16 protein-coding genes and 1 pseudogene are annotated in these 20,427 nt (G+C 65.9%); 7 read left to right on the forward strand and 10 right to left on the reverse strand.

Going from position 1 to position 20,427, the window contains the following annotated elements:
• Positions 1–20: 20 nt before the first annotated feature.
• A complete protein-coding gene (locus AX767_RS03055; RefSeq protein ID WP_068628522.1) occupies positions 21–2,312 on the forward strand; it encodes an FdhF/YdeP family oxidoreductase in 2,292 nt (763 codons plus the stop codon).
• On the opposite strand, the pseudogene AX767_RS22215 reads toward AX767_RS03055, so the two are convergent.
• Positions 2,309–3,680: pseudogene (locus AX767_RS22215) on the reverse strand (zinc-binding metallopeptidase family protein). The gene AX767_RS03055 and the pseudogene AX767_RS22215 sit on opposite strands and share 4 nt — an antisense overlap.
• Here AX767_RS22215 and AX767_RS03070 point away from each other — a divergent pair.
• Entirely contained in the window at positions 3,637–4,665 is a 1,029-nt protein-coding gene (locus AX767_RS03070) for a P1 family peptidase (RefSeq protein WP_068628528.1), read from the forward strand. The pseudogene AX767_RS22215 and the gene AX767_RS03070 sit on opposite strands and share 44 nt — an antisense overlap.
• 16 nt (positions 4,666–4,681) lie before the next feature.
• A complete protein-coding gene (locus AX767_RS03075) occupies positions 4,682–6,058 on the forward strand; it encodes a TAXI family TRAP transporter solute-binding subunit (RefSeq protein ID WP_068628530.1) in 1,377 nt (458 codons plus the stop codon).
• A 42-nt stretch (positions 6,059–6,100) separates the two neighbouring features.
• Here AX767_RS03075 and ettA read toward each other — a convergent pair whose 3' ends face one another.
• A complete protein-coding gene (ettA, locus tag AX767_RS03080; protein WP_068628532.1) occupies positions 6,101–7,762 on the reverse strand; it encodes an energy-dependent translational throttle protein EttA in 1,662 nt (553 codons plus the stop codon).
• A 304-nt stretch (positions 7,763–8,066) separates the two neighbouring features.
• On the opposite strand from ettA, the gene AX767_RS03085 reads away from it, so the two are divergent.
• Positions 8,067–9,848 carry a DEAD/DEAH box helicase gene (locus AX767_RS03085; protein ID WP_068628534.1) on the forward strand — a complete coding sequence of 594 codons (1,782 nt, stop codon included), beginning with the start codon at positions 8,067–8,069 and terminating at the stop codon, positions 9,846–9,848.
• 102 nt (positions 9,849–9,950) lie between these two features.
• Here the strand turns inward: AX767_RS03085 and AX767_RS03090 are convergent, their stop codons facing one another.
• From AX767_RS03090 to AX767_RS03125, 8 genes are all read right to left on the reverse strand, one after another.
• Positions 9,951–10,985 carry an L-idonate 5-dehydrogenase gene (locus AX767_RS03090; RefSeq protein ID WP_068628536.1) on the reverse strand — a complete coding sequence of 345 codons (1,035 nt, stop codon included), beginning with the start codon at positions 10,983–10,985 and terminating at the stop codon, positions 9,951–9,953.
• Positions 10,986–10,996: 11 nt separating this feature from the next.
• Complete coding sequence (locus AX767_RS03095) at positions 10,997–11,770, reverse strand: glucose 1-dehydrogenase (RefSeq protein WP_082754773.1); 774 nt, start codon at positions 11,768–11,770, stop codon at positions 10,997–10,999.
• 74 nt (positions 11,771–11,844) lie between these two features.
• Positions 11,845–12,915: an ABC transporter ATP-binding protein gene (locus AX767_RS03100; protein WP_068628540.1), complete on the reverse strand. Its 1,071-nt coding sequence runs from the start codon at positions 12,913–12,915 to the stop codon at positions 11,845–11,847.
• Between the two features lie 12 nt (positions 12,916–12,927).
• On the reverse strand, positions 12,928–13,785 hold the full coding sequence (locus AX767_RS03105) for a carbohydrate ABC transporter permease (RefSeq protein WP_068628542.1): 858 nt from the start codon (positions 13,783–13,785) through the stop codon (positions 12,928–12,930).
• Complete coding sequence (locus AX767_RS03110; RefSeq protein WP_068628544.1) at positions 13,782–14,648, reverse strand: carbohydrate ABC transporter permease; 867 nt, start codon at positions 14,646–14,648, stop codon at positions 13,782–13,784. The genes AX767_RS03105 and AX767_RS03110 overlap by 4 nt, the downstream gene beginning before the upstream one ends.
• Before the next feature lie 133 nt (positions 14,649–14,781).
• The gene (locus AX767_RS03115; RefSeq protein ID WP_068628546.1) at positions 14,782–16,164 is read right to left on the reverse strand and encodes an ABC transporter substrate-binding protein; all 1,383 of its coding nucleotides are present in this window, start codon (positions 16,162–16,164) and stop codon (positions 14,782–14,784) included.
• Positions 16,165–16,223: 59 nt separating this feature from the next.
• Positions 16,224–16,967, reverse strand: coding sequence for a FadR/GntR family transcriptional regulator (locus AX767_RS03120; RefSeq protein WP_068628548.1), 744 nt, complete (start codon positions 16,965–16,967; stop codon positions 16,224–16,226).
• 8 nt (positions 16,968–16,975) lie between these two features.
• A complete protein-coding gene (locus AX767_RS03125) occupies positions 16,976–17,920 on the reverse strand; it encodes a 2-hydroxyacid dehydrogenase (RefSeq protein ID WP_068628549.1) in 945 nt (314 codons plus the stop codon).
• 172 nt (positions 17,921–18,092) lie between these two features.
• On the opposite strand from AX767_RS03125, the gene AX767_RS03130 reads away from it, so the two are divergent.
• From AX767_RS03130 to AX767_RS03140, 3 genes are read left to right on the forward strand one after another with little or no spacing between them, the layout of a single operon-like run.
• Positions 18,093–18,977, forward strand: a complete 885-nt coding sequence (locus AX767_RS03130; RefSeq protein WP_068628552.1) for a 2-dehydro-3-deoxygalactonokinase — start codon at positions 18,093–18,095, stop codon at positions 18,975–18,977.
• Positions 18,974–19,633, forward strand: coding sequence for a 2-dehydro-3-deoxy-6-phosphogalactonate aldolase (locus AX767_RS03135; protein ID WP_082754775.1), 660 nt, complete (start codon positions 18,974–18,976; stop codon positions 19,631–19,633). The genes AX767_RS03130 and AX767_RS03135 overlap by 4 nt, the downstream gene beginning before the upstream one ends.
• Positions 19,623–20,351, forward strand: a complete 729-nt coding sequence (locus AX767_RS03140) for an aldolase (protein ID WP_068628554.1) — start codon at positions 19,623–19,625, stop codon at positions 20,349–20,351. Before AX767_RS03135 ends, AX767_RS03140 begins: the two co-directional genes overlap by 11 nt.
• Positions 20,352–20,427: the final 76 nt, after the last annotated feature.

A 20,427-nucleotide genomic window follows, 5' to 3' on the forward strand; every position in this document is an offset into this window, starting at 1 on the left:
CGTCTCCCTACCGTTGCCGGATGAGCACCGTCCCCGAGATCAAGCCCAATGACCATCCTGCCTGCGGATGGGGTTCAGTCAAGGCCGTGACGACGTATCTGCTGCGCGAAGAGGCGCTGGTCGCGGGCACCAAGGCACTGTTGGTGCAAAACAAGCCCGGTGGCTTTTCCTGCGTCAGTTGCGCATGGGCCAAGCCGGCGAAGCCTCACTTTGCCGAGTTCTGCGAAAACGGCGCCAAGGCCACCGCGTGGGAACTCACGGGCAAGCGCATGCCGGCAGGTTTCTTTGCGGACAACACGGTGACCAGCCTCCTTCGGTGGAGCGACCACGATCTCGAAGCCGGTGGGCGGCTGACGGTTCCGCTGCGCTACGACGCGGCGAGCGACTGCTACCTCGAAGTGTCGTGGGACGAGGCGTTCGCCGGCATCGGTGCCGAGCTGCGTCGGCTGCGCGCGGTCGATCCGAAATCGGTGGTGTTCTATGCCTCGGGCCGCGCGTCGCTGGAGACCAGCTACATGTACCAGTTGCTGGCGCGCCTCTACGGCAACAACAACCTGCCGGACAGTTCGAACATGTGCCACGAGAGCACTTCGGTGGCCTTGCCGGCGACGATCGGCGTGCCGGTCGGCACCGTCACGCTGGACGATTTCGAGCAGACCGATGCCATCTTTTTCTTCGGCCAGAACACGGGCGTCAACAGCCCGCGCATGCTGCATCCGCTGCAGGACGCCCGCAAGCGCGGCGTCCCGATCGTCACGTTTAACCCGTTGCGCGAACGCGGGCTGGTGAGCTTCGCCAACCCGCAGTCACCGATCGACATGCTCACGCCCGCACAGACGCAGATCAGCACGCAGTACCTGCAGCTGAAGATCGGCGGCGACATCGCTGCACTCACCGGCATGTGCAAGTGGCTGGTCGAGGCCGACGATGCCGCGCAGCGCGAGGGCGCCGGGCGCGTGCTGGACGCGGACTTCCTGGCCGAACACACGAGCGGCTTCGATGCGTTCGCGCAAGCGATGCGTGACGCGTTGTGGCCCGACATTGAACGGGAGTCGGGCCTGTCGCGCGCCGACATCGAGGAAGCGGCCGGCGTCTATGCCGCAGCGCGTGCGGTGATCGCCGTCTACGGCATGGGCCTGACCCAGCACCGCAAGGGCGTGCAGAACGTGCAGATGGTGTCGAACTTGCTGCTGCTGCGCGGCAACATCGGCCGCCCCGGCGCGGGCATCTGCCCGGTGCGCGGCCACTCGAACGTGCAGGGGCAGCGCACCGTCGGCATCACCGAAAAGCCGGAACTCGCGCCCCTCGACAAGCTCGCCGCGCTGTACGCGTTCGAGCCGCCGCGCGACGAGGGCCTGAACACCGTCGAAGCCTGCCGGGGCGTGCTCGACGGCTCGGTACGCGCGTTCATCGGGCTCGGCGGCAACTTCGTGCGCGCGGTGCCAGAAACGCAGCTCATCGAGGCGGCCTGGCAGCGCTTGCGGCTCACTGTCAACATCGCCACCAAGCTCAACCGCAGCCACCTGGTGCACGGCGAGGTGTCGTATCTGCTGCCGTGCCTCGGCCGGATCGAGATCGACCGGCAGGCCAGCGGCGAGCAGACGGTGGCACTGGAAGACTCGACGGGCTTCATCCATGCCTCCAAGGGCGTGGCCGAGCCCGCCGCGGCCACACTCCGTTCGGAAGCCGCCATCGTCGCGGGCATCGCGCGCGCCGCGCTCGATGCCAACGCCCTTGTGCCCTGGGAAGCCTGGGCGGGCGACTACGCGCTGGTGCGCCAGGCGATCGAAGCGACCTACCCCGATGTGTTCCGCGATTTCGAAGCACGCTTTGTTCACCCCGGCGGCTTCCAGCGGCCCATCCCGGCACGCGAGCGCGTGTGGAAAACGGCCAGCGGGAAGGCGACCTTCATCGCCGAGGCCGGCCTGGTGGCGGACCCCGACACACCCGAGACCGGACCGGACGTGCTGCGCCTGATGACGATGCGCAGCGACGACCAGTTCAACACGACGATCTACAGCCTGGACGACCGCTTTCGCGGCGTTTACGGCACGCGCATGGTGCTGCTGATGAACGACGGGGACATCGTCCGGCTGGGTCTCGAAGACGGCGCCATCGTCACGGCGAGCACCGCGGTGGCCGACGACACGCTGCGCGAAGTGACGGGCCTGCGCGTGACCCGCTTTGACATTCCGCCGGGCTGCGTCGCAGGCTACTACCCCGAGTGCAACCCGCTCATGCCGCTCGCGCACCATGCGGAAAAAAGCCAAGTGCCCGCAGCCAAATCGATCCCGATACGCCTCCGGCGCTAGGCCGGGACAGAGCTCGGCGCGGGCTGCTCCACCGGCGTCATGTTGACCACGACCGGGTTGCTGGCCGAGCGCACCACCTCGTGGATGAACTGCAGTTTGGCAATCGCATCGCGCGGCAGCACGAAGGGGTAATAGTCCGCTTGGCCCATGCTGCGCGTGAGTTCGTTCAGCACGTGCGTCAACAGCACCCAAGAATTCAGGAATGCGAGGAAAGCCTCCGCATCCGGATGGTCGGGTTGCCAGAGGTCGTCGACCGTGTAGGGATCGCTGTCGATGTCGACCGAATTCGAATCGATGCCGAAGCTCACCGCCGTGTCGACCGTATCGGCCATGTGCAGGTAGTGCGCCCACGTCTCGGCCCAGTCCTCCACGGGTGGGTGGTGGCGTAGCTGGTGACGTAATGCAGCGGCCAGTCTTGCGGCGGCCCGTTCTCGTAATGGCGCTTGAGGACTCGCCGTAATCGACGGTTTCGTCGCCGAACAGTTCGCGGTAAGCAGTCAGCCACTGGCTGTCTTTCACGAGACGGTCCCAGTAGTAATGGCCGATCTCGTGGCGGTAGTGGCCGAGCAGCGTGCGATACGACTCGTGCATGGCCGCGCGGATCTTTTCGCGCTCGGCATCGTCGGCCTCGGCAATGTTCAGCGTGATGAGGCCGTCGTCGTGGCCGGTCAGCACCGGGGGGCCGTCGGGCAGGTTTTCCAGCATGTCGAAGGCGATGCCGTTCGGCTTTTCGAGGCGGGTCTCGATCGGCAGCGCGAGCGACAGCAACTGCGACAGCAGACGCCGTTTGGCGATTTCGAGCTTGCGCCACAACGCCTGGTTTTCCGGCGTCGACAGATCAGGGATCGTGCGCGTCAGGCTGCAGGCCAGGCACAGCCCGGGCGCGAGATTGGTTGGCGACTGGCGCAGTTCTGCCGTCCCGCCTGGCACCAGCCAGTTGCACGCCGACGGTGTTTCGAGGTTGTTGCAGCGATGAAAAATCTGGCCGTCGGTCGTGCCGGGCACCAGCCAGTCCATCGGCTCGGGACCGGGCTCGATGGCGACCATCGTGCGCAGGCCGACGTCGTAGCCCAGCTGGCGCGCGCAATGCAGGCATTGCGTGTTGCGCAGGAACACGGGCTTGCCGCAAATGCAGCGGTAGGCGCGACTGGTCGTCGGGCCGAGGGCGGTGGTGAGTTGAGACATGCGCGGGCGTGTGGAATCCGAGGAGGCCAGCACTGTCGCCGCGCGGGCCGTGCGCCGGTGTACGGCGTTCCCGGTCAAGTCTGTCAGTGGAATTCCCGGCGTCTGGCGACAACGAAGGTGCGCCTTATCATGGCCGCCGATGTCACACGCCCCCACCCCCAATACGGCCGCCGCAGGCACCATCACCGATGTCGCCGGCCTCGAGGTCGGCCACTTCACGGACACGCGCCGGCCGACGGGGTGCACGGTGATCGTCACCCGCGACGGCGCGGTCGGTGGCGTCGATGTCCGCGGCGCGGCGCCCGGCACGCGCGAGACCGATCTGCTCGCGCCCGGCAACCTGGTGGAACGGGTGCACGGGATCATGCTGGCCGGCGGCAGCGCCTGGGGCCTGGCCGCCACCGAAGGCGCGATGCAGTGGCTCGAAGAGCGCGGCATCGGCATGGACGTGCGCTTCGGCACCCTGCCGATCGTGCCCGCCGCGGTGCTGTTCGACCTGCCGATGGGCGATGCACGCATCCGGCCCGACGCCGCAGCCGGCTACGCGGCCTGCGAAGCCGCATCGACGCACGCCCCGGCCGAGGGCAACGTGGGTGCCGGCACCGGGGCGCTGGTCGGCAAGCTGTTTGGCGTCGACCGCGCGATGAAGGGCGGCGTCGGCACCGCGTCCATCACGGTCGGCGGCGTCACGGTCGGCGCCCTGATCGCCTGCAACGCACTGGGCGACGTGATCGACCCCGAGACCGCACAGGTGGTGGCGGGTGCGCGCACCGCCGATGGCAAGGCGCTGCTCGACACGCGCCGCGCGCTGATGCGCGGCGAATTGCCCAAGCCGCTGCTGGCAGGCACCAACACCACGATCGGCGTGGTCGCGACCGACGCCGTGCTGACCAAGGTGCAGGCGAACCGCCTCGCCATGGTGGCGCACGACGGGTTGGCGCGCAGCATCAACCCGGTGCACACGATGAGCGACGGCGACACGCTCTTCACGCTCGCCACCTGCCGCGTGCCGCTCGACGACTCGACGCCCGGCATGACCGTGCTCGGTGCGATGGCGGCCGAAGTCGTCGCGCGCGCCACGGTGCGCGCGGTGCGCGCTGCCCGCTCCGTGACGGTCGGCACGCTGCACATCCCGTGCGCCGCCGATCTGGCCGGCGCACCGCAATAAAAGGTAGAAGGCCCCGATGCAAATGCCCAAGACCCTCAAGCTGATCCTGCTGTCGATCCGCGACCTCATCGTGTCGGCCGGCCCGGTCGTGTTCATCGTGATCGGTGCGCTGATCGCGGCGTACTGGTATCTCGATCCGCAACCCCCGCAGAAAGTCACGCTCGCCACCGGCCCGGCGGGCAGCGCGTACGCCGGCTTCGGCGAGCGCTATGCGCGCGCCCTGCGGGCGAACGGCATCGAGGTCGAGCTGAAGGCCACGGCGGGCTCGTCGGACAACCTGCAGCTGCTGCGCAGCGGCGAGGCGGATGTGGGTTTCGTGCGCGGCGGCAGCGCCGACACGCTGGCCGACGAAGAGGCCGGCCTGACCTCGCTCGGCAGCCTGTTTTACGAACCGCTGTGGTTGTTCTACCGCACCGACGTCGCGCAGAAGATCGATCGCAAGACCGGCGTGTTGAGTTCGATGGCGCAGCTCAAGGGCTTGCGCGTCAACGTCGACAAGGCGGGCAGCGGTGTGCCCGACATCATGGAGAAACTGCTCAAGGCGAACCATATCGACGCCAGCACGCTGCAGCTGTCGAACCTCGAACCCGCGCCCGCCACCGAGGCGCTCGAAGCGGGCATGCTCGATGCCGTCGTGCTCGCCTCGGCGCCGCAGTCGCCGCTGGTGCAGCGCCTGCTGCGCGCGCCCGGCATCCAGTTGATGGACTTCGGCCAGAGCGATGCCTACGCGCGCCGCTTCCCCTTCCTGCAGGCGGTGACGCTGCCGCGCGGCGTGGTCGACCTTGCCGCCGATGTCCCACCGCACGACGTGTCGCTGGTGGCCGCGACGACCTCGCTGATCTCGCGCGACCAGACGCACCCGGCCTTGCGCCAGCTTTTTGCACAGACCGCGCAGACCGTGCACAGCGACGCCGGCTGGTTCAACCGGGCACGCGACTTTCCCAACACGAAGACCAGCGAACTTCCCGTGAGCCCCGAAGGCGACCGCGCCATCAACGGCACGCCGCCCTTCTGGCAACGCTACCTGCCCTTCTGGGCCAGCAACCTCGTGGAGCGCATGTGGCTGGTGCTCGGCGGCCTGATCGTGCTGATGTTGCCGCTCAGCAAAATCGTGCCGCCGCTCTACCAGTTCCGCGTGCGCAGCCGGGTGTTCCGCTGGTATGCGCGGCTGCGCGACATCGAAGCGAAAGTCGATACGCGCAAGGGCGACCGCGACGCGCTGCTCGACGAACTCGACGAGCTCGATCGCGTGACGCACCGCATCACCGTGCCGCTGTCGTACACCGACGAGCTCTATGCGCTGCGCAACAACATCTACGCCGTGCGCAAGCGCTTGCTGGGCACGTGGCCCAAGGCGGCGCCGCCGGTTTCTTCGGCCACCGCCTCCCCATGAAAAAAGCCCGCGACTCGCGGCTTTTTCCTTTGGCGGCGAACCTTACTTCAACGCCTTGTAGCGCATCCGCTTCGGCTTGGCGCCTTCTTCACCCAGGCGCTTTTTCTTGTCGGCTTCGTACTCCTGGTAGTTGCCGTTGAAGAAGGTCCACTGGCTGTCGCCTTCGGCCGCGAGGATGTGCGTGGCGATGCGGTCGAGGAACCAGCGGTCATGGCTGATGACCATCACGGTGCCGGCGAATTCGAGCAACGCGTCTTCGAGCGCGCGCAGGGTTTCCACGTCGAGGTCGTTCGACGGTTCGTCGAGCATGAGCACGTTGCCGCCGGCGATCAGCGTCTTGGCCAGGTGCAGCCGGCCGCGTTCACCGCCCGACAGCGTGCCGACCTTCTTCTGCTGGTCCGCGCCGTTGAAGTTGAAGCGGCCGGCGTACGCCCGGCTGGCCATCTGGAACTTGCCGACGTTGATGATGTCCAGGCCGTTCGAGATGTCTTCCCACACGGTCTTCTGGTTGGCAAGCTCGTCGCGGTGCTGGTCGACGAAGGCCGCGCGCACGGTCGAGCCGATGACGACCTGGCCGCTGTCGGGCTGTTCCTTGCCGGCGATCAGCTTGAACAGCGTCGACTTGCCGGCGCCGTTCGGGCCGATGATGCCGACGATCGCGCCCGGTGGCACGGTGAAGCTCAGGTCGTCGATCAGCATCCGGTCGCCGAAGGACTTGCTGACGTTGTGGAACTCGAACACCTGCTGGCCCAGCCGCTCGGCCACAGGAATGAAGATCTCCTGGGTCTCGTTGCGCTTCTGGTATTCCATGTCGCTCAGCTCTTCGAAGCGCGCGAGACGGGACTTGCTCTTGGCCTGGCGTGCCTTGGGGTTCTGGCGCGACCATTCGAGTTCCTTCTTCAGCGCCTTGGCATGGGCTTCTTCGCCCTTCTGCTCCTGCGCCAGGCGCTCGCCCTTTTGCTCCAGCCAGGTGCTGTAGTTGCCCTTCCAAGGAATGCCGCGACCGCGGTCCATTTCGAGAATCCACTCCGCCGCGTTGTCGAGGAAGTAGCGATCGTGGGTGATGGCGACCACGGTGCCGGTGAAGCGCTTGAGGAAGACTTCCAGCCACTCGACCGACTCGGCGTCCAGGTGGTTGGTCGGCTCGTCGAGCAGCAGCATGTCGGGCTTGCTCAGCAGCAGGCGGCACAGCGCGACGCGGCGCTTTTCGCCTCCCGACAGATTGCCGATCGTTGCGTCCCACGGCGGCAGGCGCAGCGCGTCGGCGGCGATTTCGAGCTGGTGCTCGGAGTCGGTGCCGGCCGTGGCGATGACCGCTTCGAGCTGGGCCTGCTCGGCGGCCAGCGCGTCGAAGTCGGCGTCCTCGGCGCCATAGGCGATGTAGACCTCTTCGAGCCGTGCCTTGGCCGCGAACACCGCGCCCATCGATTCTTCGACCGACTGGCGGACCGTGTGCTCGTTGTTGAGCTTGGGCTCCTGTTCGAGGTAGCCGATCGTCAACCCCGGCATGGGCAGCGCCTCGCCCTCGAACTCCTTGTCGACGCCCGCCATGATCTTGAGCAGGGTGGACTTGCCGGAGCCGTTGAGGCCGAGCACGCCGATCTTGGCGCCGGGGAAAAACGAGAGCGAAATGTCTTTCAAGAGCTGCCGCTTGGGCGGCACGGTCTTGCTGACGCGGTTCATCGAATAGACGTATTGGGCCATCTGTGTACTTGCGTTGGGTCAGGGTGGTTGCGCGGGCGGTCCGGAAAATATCCGGCCGCGGCAAACCGTCGATTATCGTCTCGTGCGACAATTGCCTCCGTTGCCGGGTCCAGTTGCCCGCAACACCGGCTCTCTGCCGGGGACGAAGAAGCCCGCTTTCCTTGCGACTGCTTGCGATAGACGGTCTTCCGGCTCCCACTCCTGACTCTCATCTGCCTTGACTGGCTCTGCGTTGCTTCCTCCGAAGGAATGGGCGCGAAGCGGGCCGATACCACTGCGCCGTGTAGGGCGCTTATTGATTCCAATGAATTTTGAAGAACTGAAGTTGGCTCCTGCCATCTTGAAGGCAGTGCTTGAGCACGGCTACGACACCCCCACCCCCATCCAGGCCCAGGCGATCCCCGTCGTGCTCGATGGTCACGACCTGTTGGGCGGCGCCCAGACCGGTACCGGCAAGACGGCGGCTTTCACGCTGCCGATGCTGCACAAGCTCACCATGAGCCGCAGCGCGACCAACAAGTTCGGCGGCACCGGCATCCGTGCCCTGGTGCTCACCCCCACCCGCGAACTCGCCGCACAGGTCGAGGAATCGGTTCGCACGTACGGCAAGTACTTGCAACTCGAGTCGACCGTGATCTTCGGCGGCGTCGGCATGAACCCGCAGATCAGCAAACTCAAGAAGGGTGTCGACATCCTCGTGGCGACGCCGGGCCGCCTGCTCGACCTGCAGCAGCAAGGCATGCTCGACCTGTCGCAAGTGCAGATTCTCGTGCTCGACGAAGCCGACCGCATGCTCGACATGGGCTTCATCCACGACGTGAAGAAGATCCTCGCGCTGGTGCCCAAGGAAAAGCAGAGCCTGCTGTTCTCCGCCACCTTCAGCGACGAGATTCGCGACCTGGCTGCGCAGCTGCTCAAGAACCCGCAAAGCGTGCAGGTCACGCCGCGCAACACAACCGTCCAGCGCATCACGCAGGTGATCCATCCGGTCGGCCGCGGCAAGAAGAAGGCGCTGCTCGCGCACATCATCAACGAGCACAAGTGGAGCCAGGTGCTCGTGTTCACGCGCACCAAGTTCGGCGCCAACAGCGTGGCTGAATTCCTGACCAAGAACGGCATCGAGGCCATGGCCCTGCACGGCAACAAGAGCCAGAGCGCGCGCACGCAGGCACTCGCCGGCTTCAAGAGCGGTGACATCCGCGCCCTGGTGGCCACCGACATCGCGGCCCGCGGCATCGACATCGACGAGCTGCCGCACGTCGTCAACTTCGAAATCCCGAACGTCAGCGAAGACTACGTGCACCGCATCGGCCGCACCGGCCGCGCGGGCAACAGCGGCGAGGCCGTGAGCTTCGTCTGCCTGGACGAAGAAGGCTTCATGCAGGAGATCGAGCGCTTCACCAAGCAGCAGATCCCGGTGCAGATCGTCGAAGGCTTCGGCCCCGAAGAAGGCGAACGCGCCGAACCGATCGCCATGGGTCGCCAGACCATCTGGGGCGGTGCAGGCCGTCCGCCAAGCCGCGACGTGATGCAGGCGGCTGCCAAGGCCGCCCGCACCGAAATGCTCACCCGCGTTCGCGAGAACAAGGCAGGCCAAGGCGGCGGCGGTGCGCGTCCGAACAACGGCGGTGGCGGTGCGCCGCGCCGTGGGCCTGCGGGCGGTGGCGCCGGCAACGGTGGCAATGGTGGCAACGGCGGTCGCAATGCCGCCGGCCGAGGCCCGGCGCCGCGTGGCCCCGGCGGCCCGCGCGGTCCCGGCGGCCCGGGTGCGCCTCGCGCGCCCCAGGGACAAGGCCAGCGTCCTCCGGCGCGCCACAACCCGGCGCAGGGCGGCAGCGCCCATGCGCTGTACGACGAGCGTCAGCCCAGCTATCACGGCAACAGCCACAGCCCGACGCAGGCCAATCAGGTCGCGCATCTGCGCGCCGAAGCCGGCGAAAGCATGGCCCAGGGCCAGCCGGATCCGTTGCGCACCAGCGTCGACAGCATGGGCGGCGGCCGCGGTCGTCGCCAGGGCGGCGGCGGCGGTGGTGGCTACGGCGGCAACCGTTCGGGCGGCGGTGGCCGGTCGTTCAACAACCGCTGATACCGACCGCTGATCTTCAGCGGTACACACAAAAAAAGGGCGCCTCGGCGCCCTTTTTTCGTACGTAGCCGGGAATGCCTGTTGCGGCTGCCAGCGTGGCGATCAGTCGAAGTTCAGGATCACCTTCATGGCCTGCGACCGGTCGGCGGCCAGTGCGAAGGCACGGGCCGAATCGCGATACGACAGCGTTGCGGAAATGAGCGGCTTCACGTCGACCAGCCCCTTGTTGAGCAAGCCCACCGCCATGGCGAACTCCTCGTGAAAACGGAACGCGCCGCGCAGATCGAATTCCTTGGCCACGATGGTGTTGATCGGCAGCGTCATCTCGCCACCCAGACCGAGCTGAACGATGATGCCGCGAGGACGCAACGCGTCGAAGGCACCGACCAGCGCGCGGGCGTTTCCGCTGGCCTCGAACAGCACATCGAAGCTGCCTTTGTCGGCAGTGAAGCGCTGAAGGCCGTCCGGCTCGTCCGCCACGTTGACGACCTCGTCGGCCCCGACCTTGAGCGCCTTGCCCAAAGTATGCGCGCCGACGTCCGTGGCCACGATGTGCGCGGCGCCCGCCCTTCGCGCGGCAATGATGGCCAGCGCGCCGATCGGGCCGCAGCCGGTGACCAGCACCCGCTTGCCGAGCAGCGAGCCGGCGCGGCGCACCGCGTGCAGCGCGACCGACAGCGGCTCGGCCATCGAGCCTTCGCCGTCGCTCACCGAATCTGCGAGCAGGTGCGCCTGATGCGTTTCGACCACGATCTGCTGCCGGAAAGCGCCCTGCACGTGCGGCGTGCGCATCGCGCTGCCGTAGTAGCGCATGTCGAGGCAATGGTTTTGCAGGCCCTGCTGACAGTACCGACAAGTTCCGCACGGGCGGCTCGGGCTCACCGCCACGCGTTGCCCTGCAGCGAACCCGGTCACCGACGAACCGACCGCCTCGATGACACCGGCGATCTCGTGGCCCAGCACCATCGGTTCCTTGATGCGAATCGTGCCAAAGCCGCCATGCTGGTAGTAGTGCAGGTCCGATCCGCAGATGCCACCACAGCGCACGCGCACCTGCAGCTGGTCGGCGCCGAGTGCGGGTGTCGGAACCTCCTCGACGCGCAGGTCGCCGGGGGCATGAATGACAAGGGCTTCCATGGTGCTTTCTTTCAAAGGGTGGCGGTGACGCCGCCATCCACGTAGAGGATGTGGCCGTTGACGAAGTTCGAGGCATCGCTGGAAAGAAAAACGGCTGCGCCGATCAGGTCTTCCACATCGCCCCAGCGCCGCGACGGCGTGCGTCCGACCAGCCACTGCGTGAACTCTTCGTTCTCGACCAGCGCTTCGGTCAGTTCGGTCTTGAAGTAGCCCGGCCCGAGGCCGTTGACCTGGATCCCGTGCGGCCCCCAGTCGATCGCCATGCCCTTGGTGAGCATCTTCACGGCGCCCTTGCTGGCGGTGTAGGGCGCGATGCCGGGCCGGCCGAGCTCGCTCTGCACCGAGCAGATGTTGACGATCTTGCCGCGCCCACGCGGAATCATGCAGCGCGCCACGGCCTGGCCGACCAGGAACACGCTGTCGAGGTTGGTCTTCATGAGCTCGTGCCAGTCGGCCTCGGCGAACTGCTCGAGCGGCGCGCGGCGCTGCATGCCGGCGTTGTTGACCAGGATGTCGATCGCGCCGACCTCGGATTCGATGCGCGCGATGGCGTCGGCCACCGCCTGCCCCGATGTCACGTCGAATGCCGCCGTGAGCACTTGCAGGCCCTCGTTTCGCAGCACCTCGGCGGCGCTCTCGAGTTTGGCGGCATTGCGGGCATTGAGGATGACACGTGCCCCGGCCCCCGCGAGTCCGCGTGCCAGGGCGAAGCCGATGCCCGAACTCGATCCGGTGATCAAGGCCGTGCGGCCGGTGAGGTCGAAGCTTTTCAGAACGGGATTCAAGACGGTGTCTCTTTCAATCAAGGGTGTGGTGTGCGATATCACGTGGGTCGGCTGGGAACTCGGAGCCGCCCGATTTACCCCAGACGCGCGCCGCTCGCGCCATCGAAGACGTGGGCGTTGACCGGATCGAGCGTGAGGTGGACGCCATCGTCCGGCCCCACATCAGCCCGACCGTGCATCACCAGCACGAACTTCTCTTGTCCCACCTGCAGCAGCAGTTCGGTCTCCGCGCCCGTCGGCTCCACCACCACCACCTGCGCCGGAATGCCCTGTCCGGTCGTGGACAGCATCAGGTCGGTCGGACGCACGCCGTAATGAACGGCCTGGCCATCGGTCACGCCGGCGCCGCTCGGCAGCGGCCATCGCGCGCCCTGCGCGTCGACCCAGCGCTCGCCATCGGCCACACGGGCGACCCCGGCCAGCACATTCATCGAGGGCGATCCGATGAACTGGGCCACGAACAGGTTGCCCGGACGATCGAACAACTCCAGCGGCGTGCCGATCTGCTCGATGACGCCGTCGTGCATCACCACGATGCGGTCGGCCATGGTCATGGCCTCGATCTGGTCGTGGGTCACGTAGACGGTGGTGGTCTTGAGCCGTTGGTGCAGCGCCTTGATCTCCGCCCGCATGGCCACGCGCAGCTTGGCGTCGAGGTTGGACAGCGGCTCGTCGAACAGGAACACCTTCGGGTCGCGCACGATGGCGCGGCCCATGGCCACGCGCTGGCGCTGGCCGCCGGACAGCTCGCGCGGATAGCGGTCGAGCAACTGATCGAGGTTCAGGATCTTTGCCGCCTTGGCCAGGCGTTCCGCCGTGACCGCCTTGTCGGCATTGCGCAGCCGCATGCTGAACGCCATGTTCTCGCCGACCGTCATGTGCGGATAGAGCGCATAGCTCTGGAACACCATCGCGATGTCGCGGTCCTTGGATTCCAGATCGTTGACCACCCGGCCATCGATCAGGATCTCGCCGCCCGTGATGTCTTCCAGGCCGGCGAGCATGCGCAAGAGGGTCGACTTGCCGCAGCCGGAGGGCCCGACCAGCACGACGAATTCGCCATCGGCGATGTCGAATCCGAGCCCGCGCAGGATGTCGACCTTGCCGAAGGATTTCTGGATATTGCGAAAAGAGACGGAAGCCATGTTTCTCCCCGGTCAGCTCTTCACGGCACCGGCGGTCAGGCCGCCCACCATGTAGCGCTTGAAGGCGTAATAGATTGCCGCCGGCGGCAGCGCGTAGATCAGGCCCGTGGCCATCAGCAGTTCCCAGGGCGAGTCGTCGGCCGAAAGGAAGTTGCCGAGCGCCACCGCAAGGGTGATCTGTCTGTCGTTCGACAGCAGCAGGAAGGCGTAGAGGTATTCGTTCCAGGCGAGCAGCAGCGCGTAGGTGCCAACGGCCACCAACGACGGCACCATGAGCGGCAGGTACACGAGGCGGAACAGCTGCAGAGGCGACGCGCCATCCATCCGGGCCGCCTCGTCCAGTTCGTAGGGCAGCTTGTCGGACGCCTGTTTCAACACCCAGATGCAATAGGGCGAAGCGATCGTCACCATGGCGAGGATCAGCGCCCATTGGCTGTTGAGCAGCCCGTAGTTGCCCATGGTCTTGTACATCGGCACCGCCAGGAATGCGGCAGGAATGAAGTACGTGAACAGCGCCAGGTTCATGACCGTGCGCCCTCCGTTGACGCGCAACCGGCTGATGGCGAACGCTGCGGTGGTCGACACAAACAGCGTCAGCACGCTCACCGTCACCGCGATCAACAGCGAGTTGCCCAGCTGCGTCCAGAAGTGGTTCAGGTAGAAGTGCTTCTGCTGGAACACGGTCGCGAAGTTGCCCAGCGTCGGGTGATCCGGCCAGAGCCGGCCGGAGGTCGCCGAGTCCTTCGGAGAAATCGCGAACAGCACCATGTGGTAGATCGGGATCAGCGTCCACAACACCACCGGGATGCCGATCAGGACCAGCTTTGCCTCGGTGCCGACGCTTTTGGCAGTCCAGCGTTTGCGGCTCATTTGGACAACCTCTTCATCATGAAATAAACCAGTGGCAGCACGAGCGGCATCGCCACCACGATCGATGCCATCGACAAGTCGACCTGGTCGAGCCGCAGGTAACGGATGCCCAGCGTGGCCAGCACATGCGTCATGTCGGCCGGGCCCCCGCCGGTGAGCAGATAGACGCTGTTGAAGTCTCCGAGCGTCCAGATCATCGACAGGATGGTGGAGGTGATGTAGAGCGTCTTGAGCGCCGGCCAGCTGATGAACCGGAACTTCTGCCATGACGTCGCGCCATCGACCGAGGCCGCCTCGTACTGATCGCTCGGAATCGCAAGGCGACCGGCCACGAGAATCAGCGTCCAGAACGGCAACGACTTCCAGACATGCATCAACATGGCGAAGGTCAGCGCCAGCATCGGATCGTTGAGCCAATTGGGACCGTCCAGGCCGGTCAACCGGAAAATGGTCGTGTTGATCACGCCCCACTCGGGGTTGAGCATGAAACGCACCGAAAGGATGGTGGGAATCGACGGCATCGCCCAGGGCAGGATGAAGAGCGCCGAGACGATCTTGATCCACCAGCGCGACGTGACGAAGAAGCCCGACAGCACCAGTGCCAGGATCATCTTGACGTTGATGGCGACGACCAGGAACACCAGCGTGTTGATCACCGACCTGAAGAAGATCGGGTCCTCGACCAGGTGCACGTAGCTTTGCGGGTGCCGCGCCAGCCAGAGGCCGTAGCACACCGGGTAGACCACGAACACCAGAAAGATGATGAGGTAGGGGACGACCATCAGTCGGCCCCAGTGCTGCCAGCGGTCTTTGCGCTGCAGTGGCGGCGCGCTGGCGGCCGCAGTGGTGGCAATGCTGTTCATGCACCCCCCTTTTTCTTTTGGACGGTTCATTCGAGAAACACCGCGGAACCGGCTTCGCCGGGCCGCAGGTGTCGCCCCCGGTAGGGGAAAGGCGTCGCGGACACGACGTGCCGCGCAGCCTGGGGGCGAGCTTCTACTTCGCCACCACCTTGATCCGCTCGATCATCTCGTCCACCGCCTTGTCGACCGGCACCTTGTCGGTCACGACACGGCTCATGGCCTTGGCCCAGACGTTCTCGTTGTTCAGGATCGTGAACTTGTAGTTCTTGGTGAATTCGAACGTGACGGTGCCGGACGCGTATTGATTGAACACCGACTTGCGGTGCGTGTTGGCCTGCCAGAACGGGCTGGCCTGTCCGGCCTTGGTGACCGGAAACCAGCGTCCCAGGGAGCCTTCCACATACGGCGTCAGGTTTTCCTCCTGCATCAAAAACGTGACGAAGTCCTTCGCGAGCGCCTTGTTCTTGGCTTCCCTGAAGATCACGCCGGTCTTGACGGCGGTGCGGTAAACCATCTTGCCGCCATCGGGCTTGTTCGGGAAGCCGGCCGTGTGGATGCGCTCCTCGAAGTTCTTCTTGGCTTCCTCGCGCTGTTCGGGGGTCAGCGTCGCGTTGTTCATGTCGTCCAGCCACTTCGCGGCGATCGAGATCGTCGCGTTGTGCGTCATCACCGTCGTCTTGTTGTGGAAGGCGACGTTGTTGTCCGGGTCTTTCCAGCTGGTCGACGACGGCGGCGTGCAGCCCGTCATGTAGGGACGGGTGTAGTCGGTCAGCGCACCGACGAGGCCGGCCTTGACCTTCGGATCGTCGACCAGCAGCTTGCCGCTGTCGTCCACCAGCTTCACGTTGTAGGCGTCCATGAAAGTCAGGAACGAATAGAACGCATCGCTCGAATCCACGCCCATCGGCATGCCGATGCCGAACGTGCGCTTGCCGCTGGCCTTGCGGCTCGCCGGCTGGACCTTCTCGCACCAGAACGACCAGTAGTCGCTCCACTTTGTCGGAATATCCGAATCCTTGAAGCCCGCTTCCTTGAGCATGTCGTCCCAGTACTCGATGTGCATGGTCTGCTGCTTGATCGGGAACGCGTAATAGGCCTTGGCCTTGGCCTGATCGTTGTAGAGATAGGTCGTCTCCACCGTGTTGGGCGCGAAGCGGGCTTTCATGGGCGTGATCACGCTGCTGATGTCTTCGAGCTTGTTCTCGAAGGCCCATTTCCCCGTGACCTGGAAGTCGTACACGTCGGCGTACGCCACATCGGGCGGGCTGCCCGAATCGAGCGCCGACACGGTCTTGGGAATCATGTCCTGAACGGGATACTGCGACAGCTCGACCTTCACACCCTTGTGCTTTTCCTCGAACTTCTTGATCGCCGCGAACAGCGCGTCGTCCTCGGCCTTGTAGAAGCCTTTGACCCACCAGACGGTGAGTGTTTGCTGCGCGCTCGCCTGACCGGCGACTGTCAGCCCCAGCGCCATCAGCGTCGGGGCGATCAGCGATTTCAGTTTGAATTTCATGGTCGGTTGTCTCCTTCTTTGGGAATCACGGGGAACACGTGGAAAAAATCAGCAGCGGCTCAGATCGCCTGGAGGCGTGGCGGTGGGCGGCTCAGTCTTGGAAGGCTCCTGCGCGAGCCCAATACGCCTTCGATGTCCGCGCGTGCACCATCGATCAATTTCAAAATGGCGCGCTCGGCGGCCGCCGGGTCGTGCACCTTGACGGCGTCGAGCACGGCACGATGCATCGGCAGCGACAGCGCCGGGCCATTCCTGCGGGCAGTGGAAATTTCAAAGCTCGTGCGCAGCAACGCGTTCAACGCCTTGCTCATTTGAGTGAGCATGCGATTGCGCGCGGCGCGCAGCAGGCCATGGTGAAAGCGCAGGTCGCTGGTCACGTAGTCCCCGCCATGCTCGATGGCGTGCTTCATGCCCGCGTAGGCCGCCTCGATCTCGGCGATGTCGACATCGCTGGCGCGCTCGGCAGCCAGTCGCACCGCGGCCGGCTCGACGACGCGTCGCAGGTCCTGCAGATCCCGCAAGAACTCCGGAGTGAGTCCGGCGTGGGCCTGCCAAGCGATCACGTCCGGATCGAACCAGTTCCAGACGTCTTGCGGCAGCACACGGCTGCCCACCTTGGGGCCGGTGACGATCAGACCCTTGGCGGCCAGCGCCTTGATGGCCTCGCGCACCACGGTTCGGCTCACACCGAGCTCCTCGCCGAGGATGGGCTCCGGCGGGATGATCGCGCCTTCGCCGTACCGCCCGGAAACGATGGCTTCGCCCAACAGGTCGACGGTTTGGCCGTGGGCGTTCTTGCTCATCGCAGCGTTCAGGCGTCGACCGGCGTGAGCAGCGGCTCGCCCGCAAAATGTGCGCGCAGGTTGTTGAAGGTCAAGTCGGCCATCGCCTCGCGCGTCTGCCGCGTCCCGCTGCCGACATGGGGGGTGAGCACGACGTTGTCCAGCCGGCTCAGTTCGATCGGCACATTGGGCTCGTCGATGAACACGTCGAGCGCCGCGCCGGCGATCACGCCTTGCTGCAGCGCCTCGATCAGCGCCGGCTGGTCGACCACGGTGCCCCGCGCCACGTTCACGAGATAGCCCTGCGGCCCGAGCGCCTTGAGCACGCTCGCATCGATCAAGCCGCGCGTTGCGGCACCGCCCGGCGTGATGACGACAAGGAAATCGACCGCTTCGGCCAGCGCCGCGGCATCCGGGTAGTAGGTGTAGGGCACGTTGTCGCGCGGCGAACGCGCCGTGTACGACACCTCCATGCGAAAAGCGAGCGCCCGGTGGGCGATGGCCTGACCGATGCGTCCCATGCCGACGATGCCCACACGGGCGCCGGTCACCTTGCGCGCCAGGGCGATGGGGCCCTTCAACCACTCGCCGCCGCGCACGAAGCGGTCGGCCTGCGGAATGCGCCGTGCGATCGAAATCAGCAGTCCGATGGCCAGGTCGGCCACATCGTCGTTCAGCACTTCGGGCGTGTTGGTGACCGGCACGCCGCGCTCGCGGGCCGCGGACACATCGACCCCGTCGTAGCCGACCCCGAACACCGAGATCATCTCGAGCGCTGGCAGCTGCGCGATCAGGGCGCGCGGCACCTTGGCTTCGCCGTTCGCGACGATGGCACGAATGCGCGGCGCCGCCGCGGCGAACGCGGCCGGATCTCCGGCGTGGATGCGGTCATGCACGGTGTATTGGCCGCGCAGCGCTTCCATCAAGAATGGCATCAGCGGCGCGACGACGAGGACTTCGACCTTGTCACTCATGACGCAGCGGTCTTCAGGGTGTGTTGCACGAAGTTTTCTCCAGATGAGTGAATGGAAACCCCCGCGTTGCAGACGGCTTCCGGGTCTTATCATATGATGATTGAAAAGGTCGATCTCGCGGGACAAACCCTGACAGGTCGACCTCGAAAGCACAAAATTCGGAGACATTTCAATGCGTCTGGTCGCAGTGGATTGGGGCACCACATCGTTGCGGGGTGCGCTGCTCGATGCAGACGGTGCCGTGCTCGAAACGCAGAGCCATCCGCGTGGCATTCTGAGCGTTTCGAAGGGTGGATTCGGCGAAGTATTCGATTCGCTGTTCGGGGCATGGATGCAACCGCCGAACACGCGGTGCCTGATCTCCGGCATGGCCGGCAGCCAGCAGGGCTGGATCGAAGCGCCCTACTGCGCCTGCCCTGCGACGCCTGCCGACGTCGGCCATGCGATCGTCGACATCGAGCACGGTCGCATCGCGATCGTGCCCGGCCTGCAGTGCGAGCACGACGGGGTGCCCGATGTCATGCGCGGCGAAGAGGTGCAGATCTTCGGCGCGATGGCGCTGGCGGGCCTGGAAGACGGTGTGTTCGTGCTGCCCGGCACGCACAACAAATGGGTCACCGTGCAGCGCGGTCGCGTGACCGGATTCCGCACCTTCATGACGGGCGAGTTCTATGCGCTGCTCGGCCAACACTCCATCTTGGCGCGCATGCTCGACGCCGACGCGCCGCTCGACGGAGCGGCTTTCCTGCAAGGCGTGACGCAGTCCGGCAACGGCGAAGGGCTGCTGCACAACGCGTTCAGCGCGCGCACCCTGCCGCTCTTCCAACGCATGCCGGTCGCCGAGGTGGCGAGCTATCTTTCCGGCGTGCTGATCGGCGAGGAACTGCGCACCCAGTCGCTGCGTGCAACCGGCGACGTCGTGCTCATCGGCACCCCGTCGCTCACCGACCGCTACGCGCTGGCGTTGCGCAGCAAGGGCGTCGCGACGCGCACCTTCGGCGCCGAAGCCACCTGGGCCGGGCTGTATGCGCTGTCCGGTTTTCTCGACAACCCATGAACCGCATGACACCTCTCGAAAAATTCACCGGCGCGATGCACACGCTGCCACTCGTCGCCATCCTGCGCGGCCTGACGCCCGGCGAAGCCGCCGCCATCGGCGACGCGATCGTCCAGCCGGGCTTCCGACTGCTCGAGGTGCCACTCAACTCGCCCGATCCGTACGCGAGCATCGCGTCGATGCGCGACCGCTTTCCCGATGCGCTGGTCGGGGCCGGCACCGTGCTCGACGCGCGCCGGGTGCGCGAGGTGCACGCGGCGGGCGGCGAACTCATCGTCTCGCCGAACTTCGATGCCGACGTGGTTCGCGAAGCCGTGAATCTCGGCATGGTCTGCCTGCCCGGCGTGATGACGCCGACCGAGGCCTTCGGCGCCGTGGCCGCCGGCGCGACGGGGCTCAAGCTGTTCCCGGCCGAGCTGGCTTCGCCGGCGGTCGTGAAAGCGCTGCTCGCGGTCCTGCCGAAGGGCACGCCGCTCATGCCGGTGGGCGGCATCACGCCACACAACATGGCCGAATGGCGCGCTGCGGGGGCAGTCGGTTTCGGCATCGGCTCGGCGCTCTACAAACCGGGAAAGAGCGCGGTCGCCGTGCGAGAAAGCGCGCTCGAATTCATCGCGGCGCACGAAGGCACAACGCCGATTCCCCATGTCCGCTGAATCCGACTACGCCAGCCCCTCGGTGCGCCGCCTGCGGGACGACCTCGCCCTGGCCCTGCGCGCCGCCGCGCACCACGGCTTGTCCGAAGGCGTCTGCAACCACTTCAGCGTGGCACTGCCGGGCGCGCAAGACCGCTATCTCATCAATCCCCGCGGGCTGCACTGGAGCGAGATCGGTCTCGACGACATCGTGCTGATCGACGTGCAGGGCAACGTCCTGGCGGGCCGGCATCGCGTGGAGCCGACGGCGCTCTTCATCCACGGCGCGGTGCATCGCCTCACCGGCCACGCGGTGGTGCTGCATTGCCACATGCCCTACGCGACAGCACTCACGCTCACTGTCGACCGCGCGCTCGATCCGACGCTCAGCCAGAACGCGATGCGTTTCATGCACCGTATCGCGATCGATCACGACTACAACGGACTCGCGCTCGACGATGCCGAAGGGGAGCGTCTCGCGCACGCGATGGCCGGCAAGGATGTCGCGTTCCTCGGCAACCACGGCGTCATCGTCGCGGGCGCGACCGTCGCGCATGCCTACGACGATCTCTACTACCTCGAACGCGCGTGCATGCACCAGGTGATCGCGCAGTCGACGGGCCGGCCGCTGGCCCCGGTGAACGCCGCGTTGGCGGCGCGCGTCGCCGCGCAGGTGCAAAGCGAGCGCGAGCAATCCGATCTGTTTTTCGAAGCCCTCCGACGCCTGCTTCCGATCTAGCGTAAACCACTATCAAACAGCATTCCACGGTTTGACGACAACTGTCTACACTTTGCTCGGCACACGAAAACGGCAC

The sequence above is a fragment of the Variovorax sp. PAMC 28711 genome, assembly GCF_001577265.1.
Classification (GTDB): domain Bacteria; phylum Pseudomonadota; class Gammaproteobacteria; order Burkholderiales; family Burkholderiaceae_C; genus Variovorax.

Excerpts from the sequence above, each read along its gene's own strand:
- AX767_RS03125 (WP_068628549.1), bottom strand. The coding sequence starts at position 17,920 with ATGAGTGACAAGGTCGAAGTCCTCGTCGTCGCGCCGCTGATGCCATTC.
- AX767_RS03105 (WP_068628542.1), bottom strand. The coding sequence starts at position 13,785 with ATGAGCCGCAAACGCTGGACTGCCAAAAGCGTCGGCACCGAGGCAAAG.
- AX767_RS03115 (WP_068628546.1), bottom strand. The coding sequence starts at position 16,164 with ATGAAATTCAAACTGAAATCGCTGATCGCCCCGACGCTGATGGCGCTG.
- AX767_RS03075 (WP_068628530.1), top strand. The coding sequence starts at position 4,682 with ATGCAAATGCCCAAGACCCTCAAGCTGATCCTGCTGTCGATCCGCGAC.
- AX767_RS03070 (WP_068628528.1), top strand. The coding sequence starts at position 3,637 with ATGTCACACGCCCCCACCCCCAATACGGCCGCCGCAGGCACCATCACC.
- AX767_RS03140 (WP_068628554.1), top strand. The coding sequence starts at position 19,623 with ATGTCCGCTGAATCCGACTACGCCAGCCCCTCGGTGCGCCGCCTGCGG.
- AX767_RS03130 (WP_068628552.1), top strand. The coding sequence starts at position 18,093 with ATGCGTCTGGTCGCAGTGGATTGGGGCACCACATCGTTGCGGGGTGCG.
- AX767_RS03135 (WP_082754775.1), top strand. The coding sequence starts at position 18,974 with ATGAACCGCATGACACCTCTCGAAAAATTCACCGGCGCGATGCACACG.
- AX767_RS03120 (WP_068628548.1), bottom strand. The coding sequence starts at position 16,967 with ATGAGCAAGAACGCCCACGGCCAAACCGTCGACCTGTTGGGCGAAGCC.
- AX767_RS03085 (WP_068628534.1), top strand. The coding sequence starts at position 8,067 with ATGAATTTTGAAGAACTGAAGTTGGCTCCTGCCATCTTGAAGGCAGTG.
- AX767_RS03110 (WP_068628544.1), bottom strand. The coding sequence starts at position 14,648 with ATGAACAGCATTGCCACCACTGCGGCCGCCAGCGCGCCGCCACTGCAG.
- AX767_RS03090 (WP_068628536.1), bottom strand. The coding sequence starts at position 10,985 with ATGGAAGCCCTTGTCATTCATGCCCCCGGCGACCTGCGCGTCGAGGAG.
- ettA (WP_068628532.1), bottom strand. The coding sequence starts at position 7,762 with ATGGCCCAATACGTCTATTCGATGAACCGCGTCAGCAAGACCGTGCCG.
- AX767_RS03055 (WP_068628522.1), top strand. The coding sequence starts at position 21 with ATGAGCACCGTCCCCGAGATCAAGCCCAATGACCATCCTGCCTGCGGA.
- AX767_RS03100 (WP_068628540.1), bottom strand. The coding sequence starts at position 12,915 with ATGGCTTCCGTCTCTTTTCGCAATATCCAGAAATCCTTCGGCAAGGTC.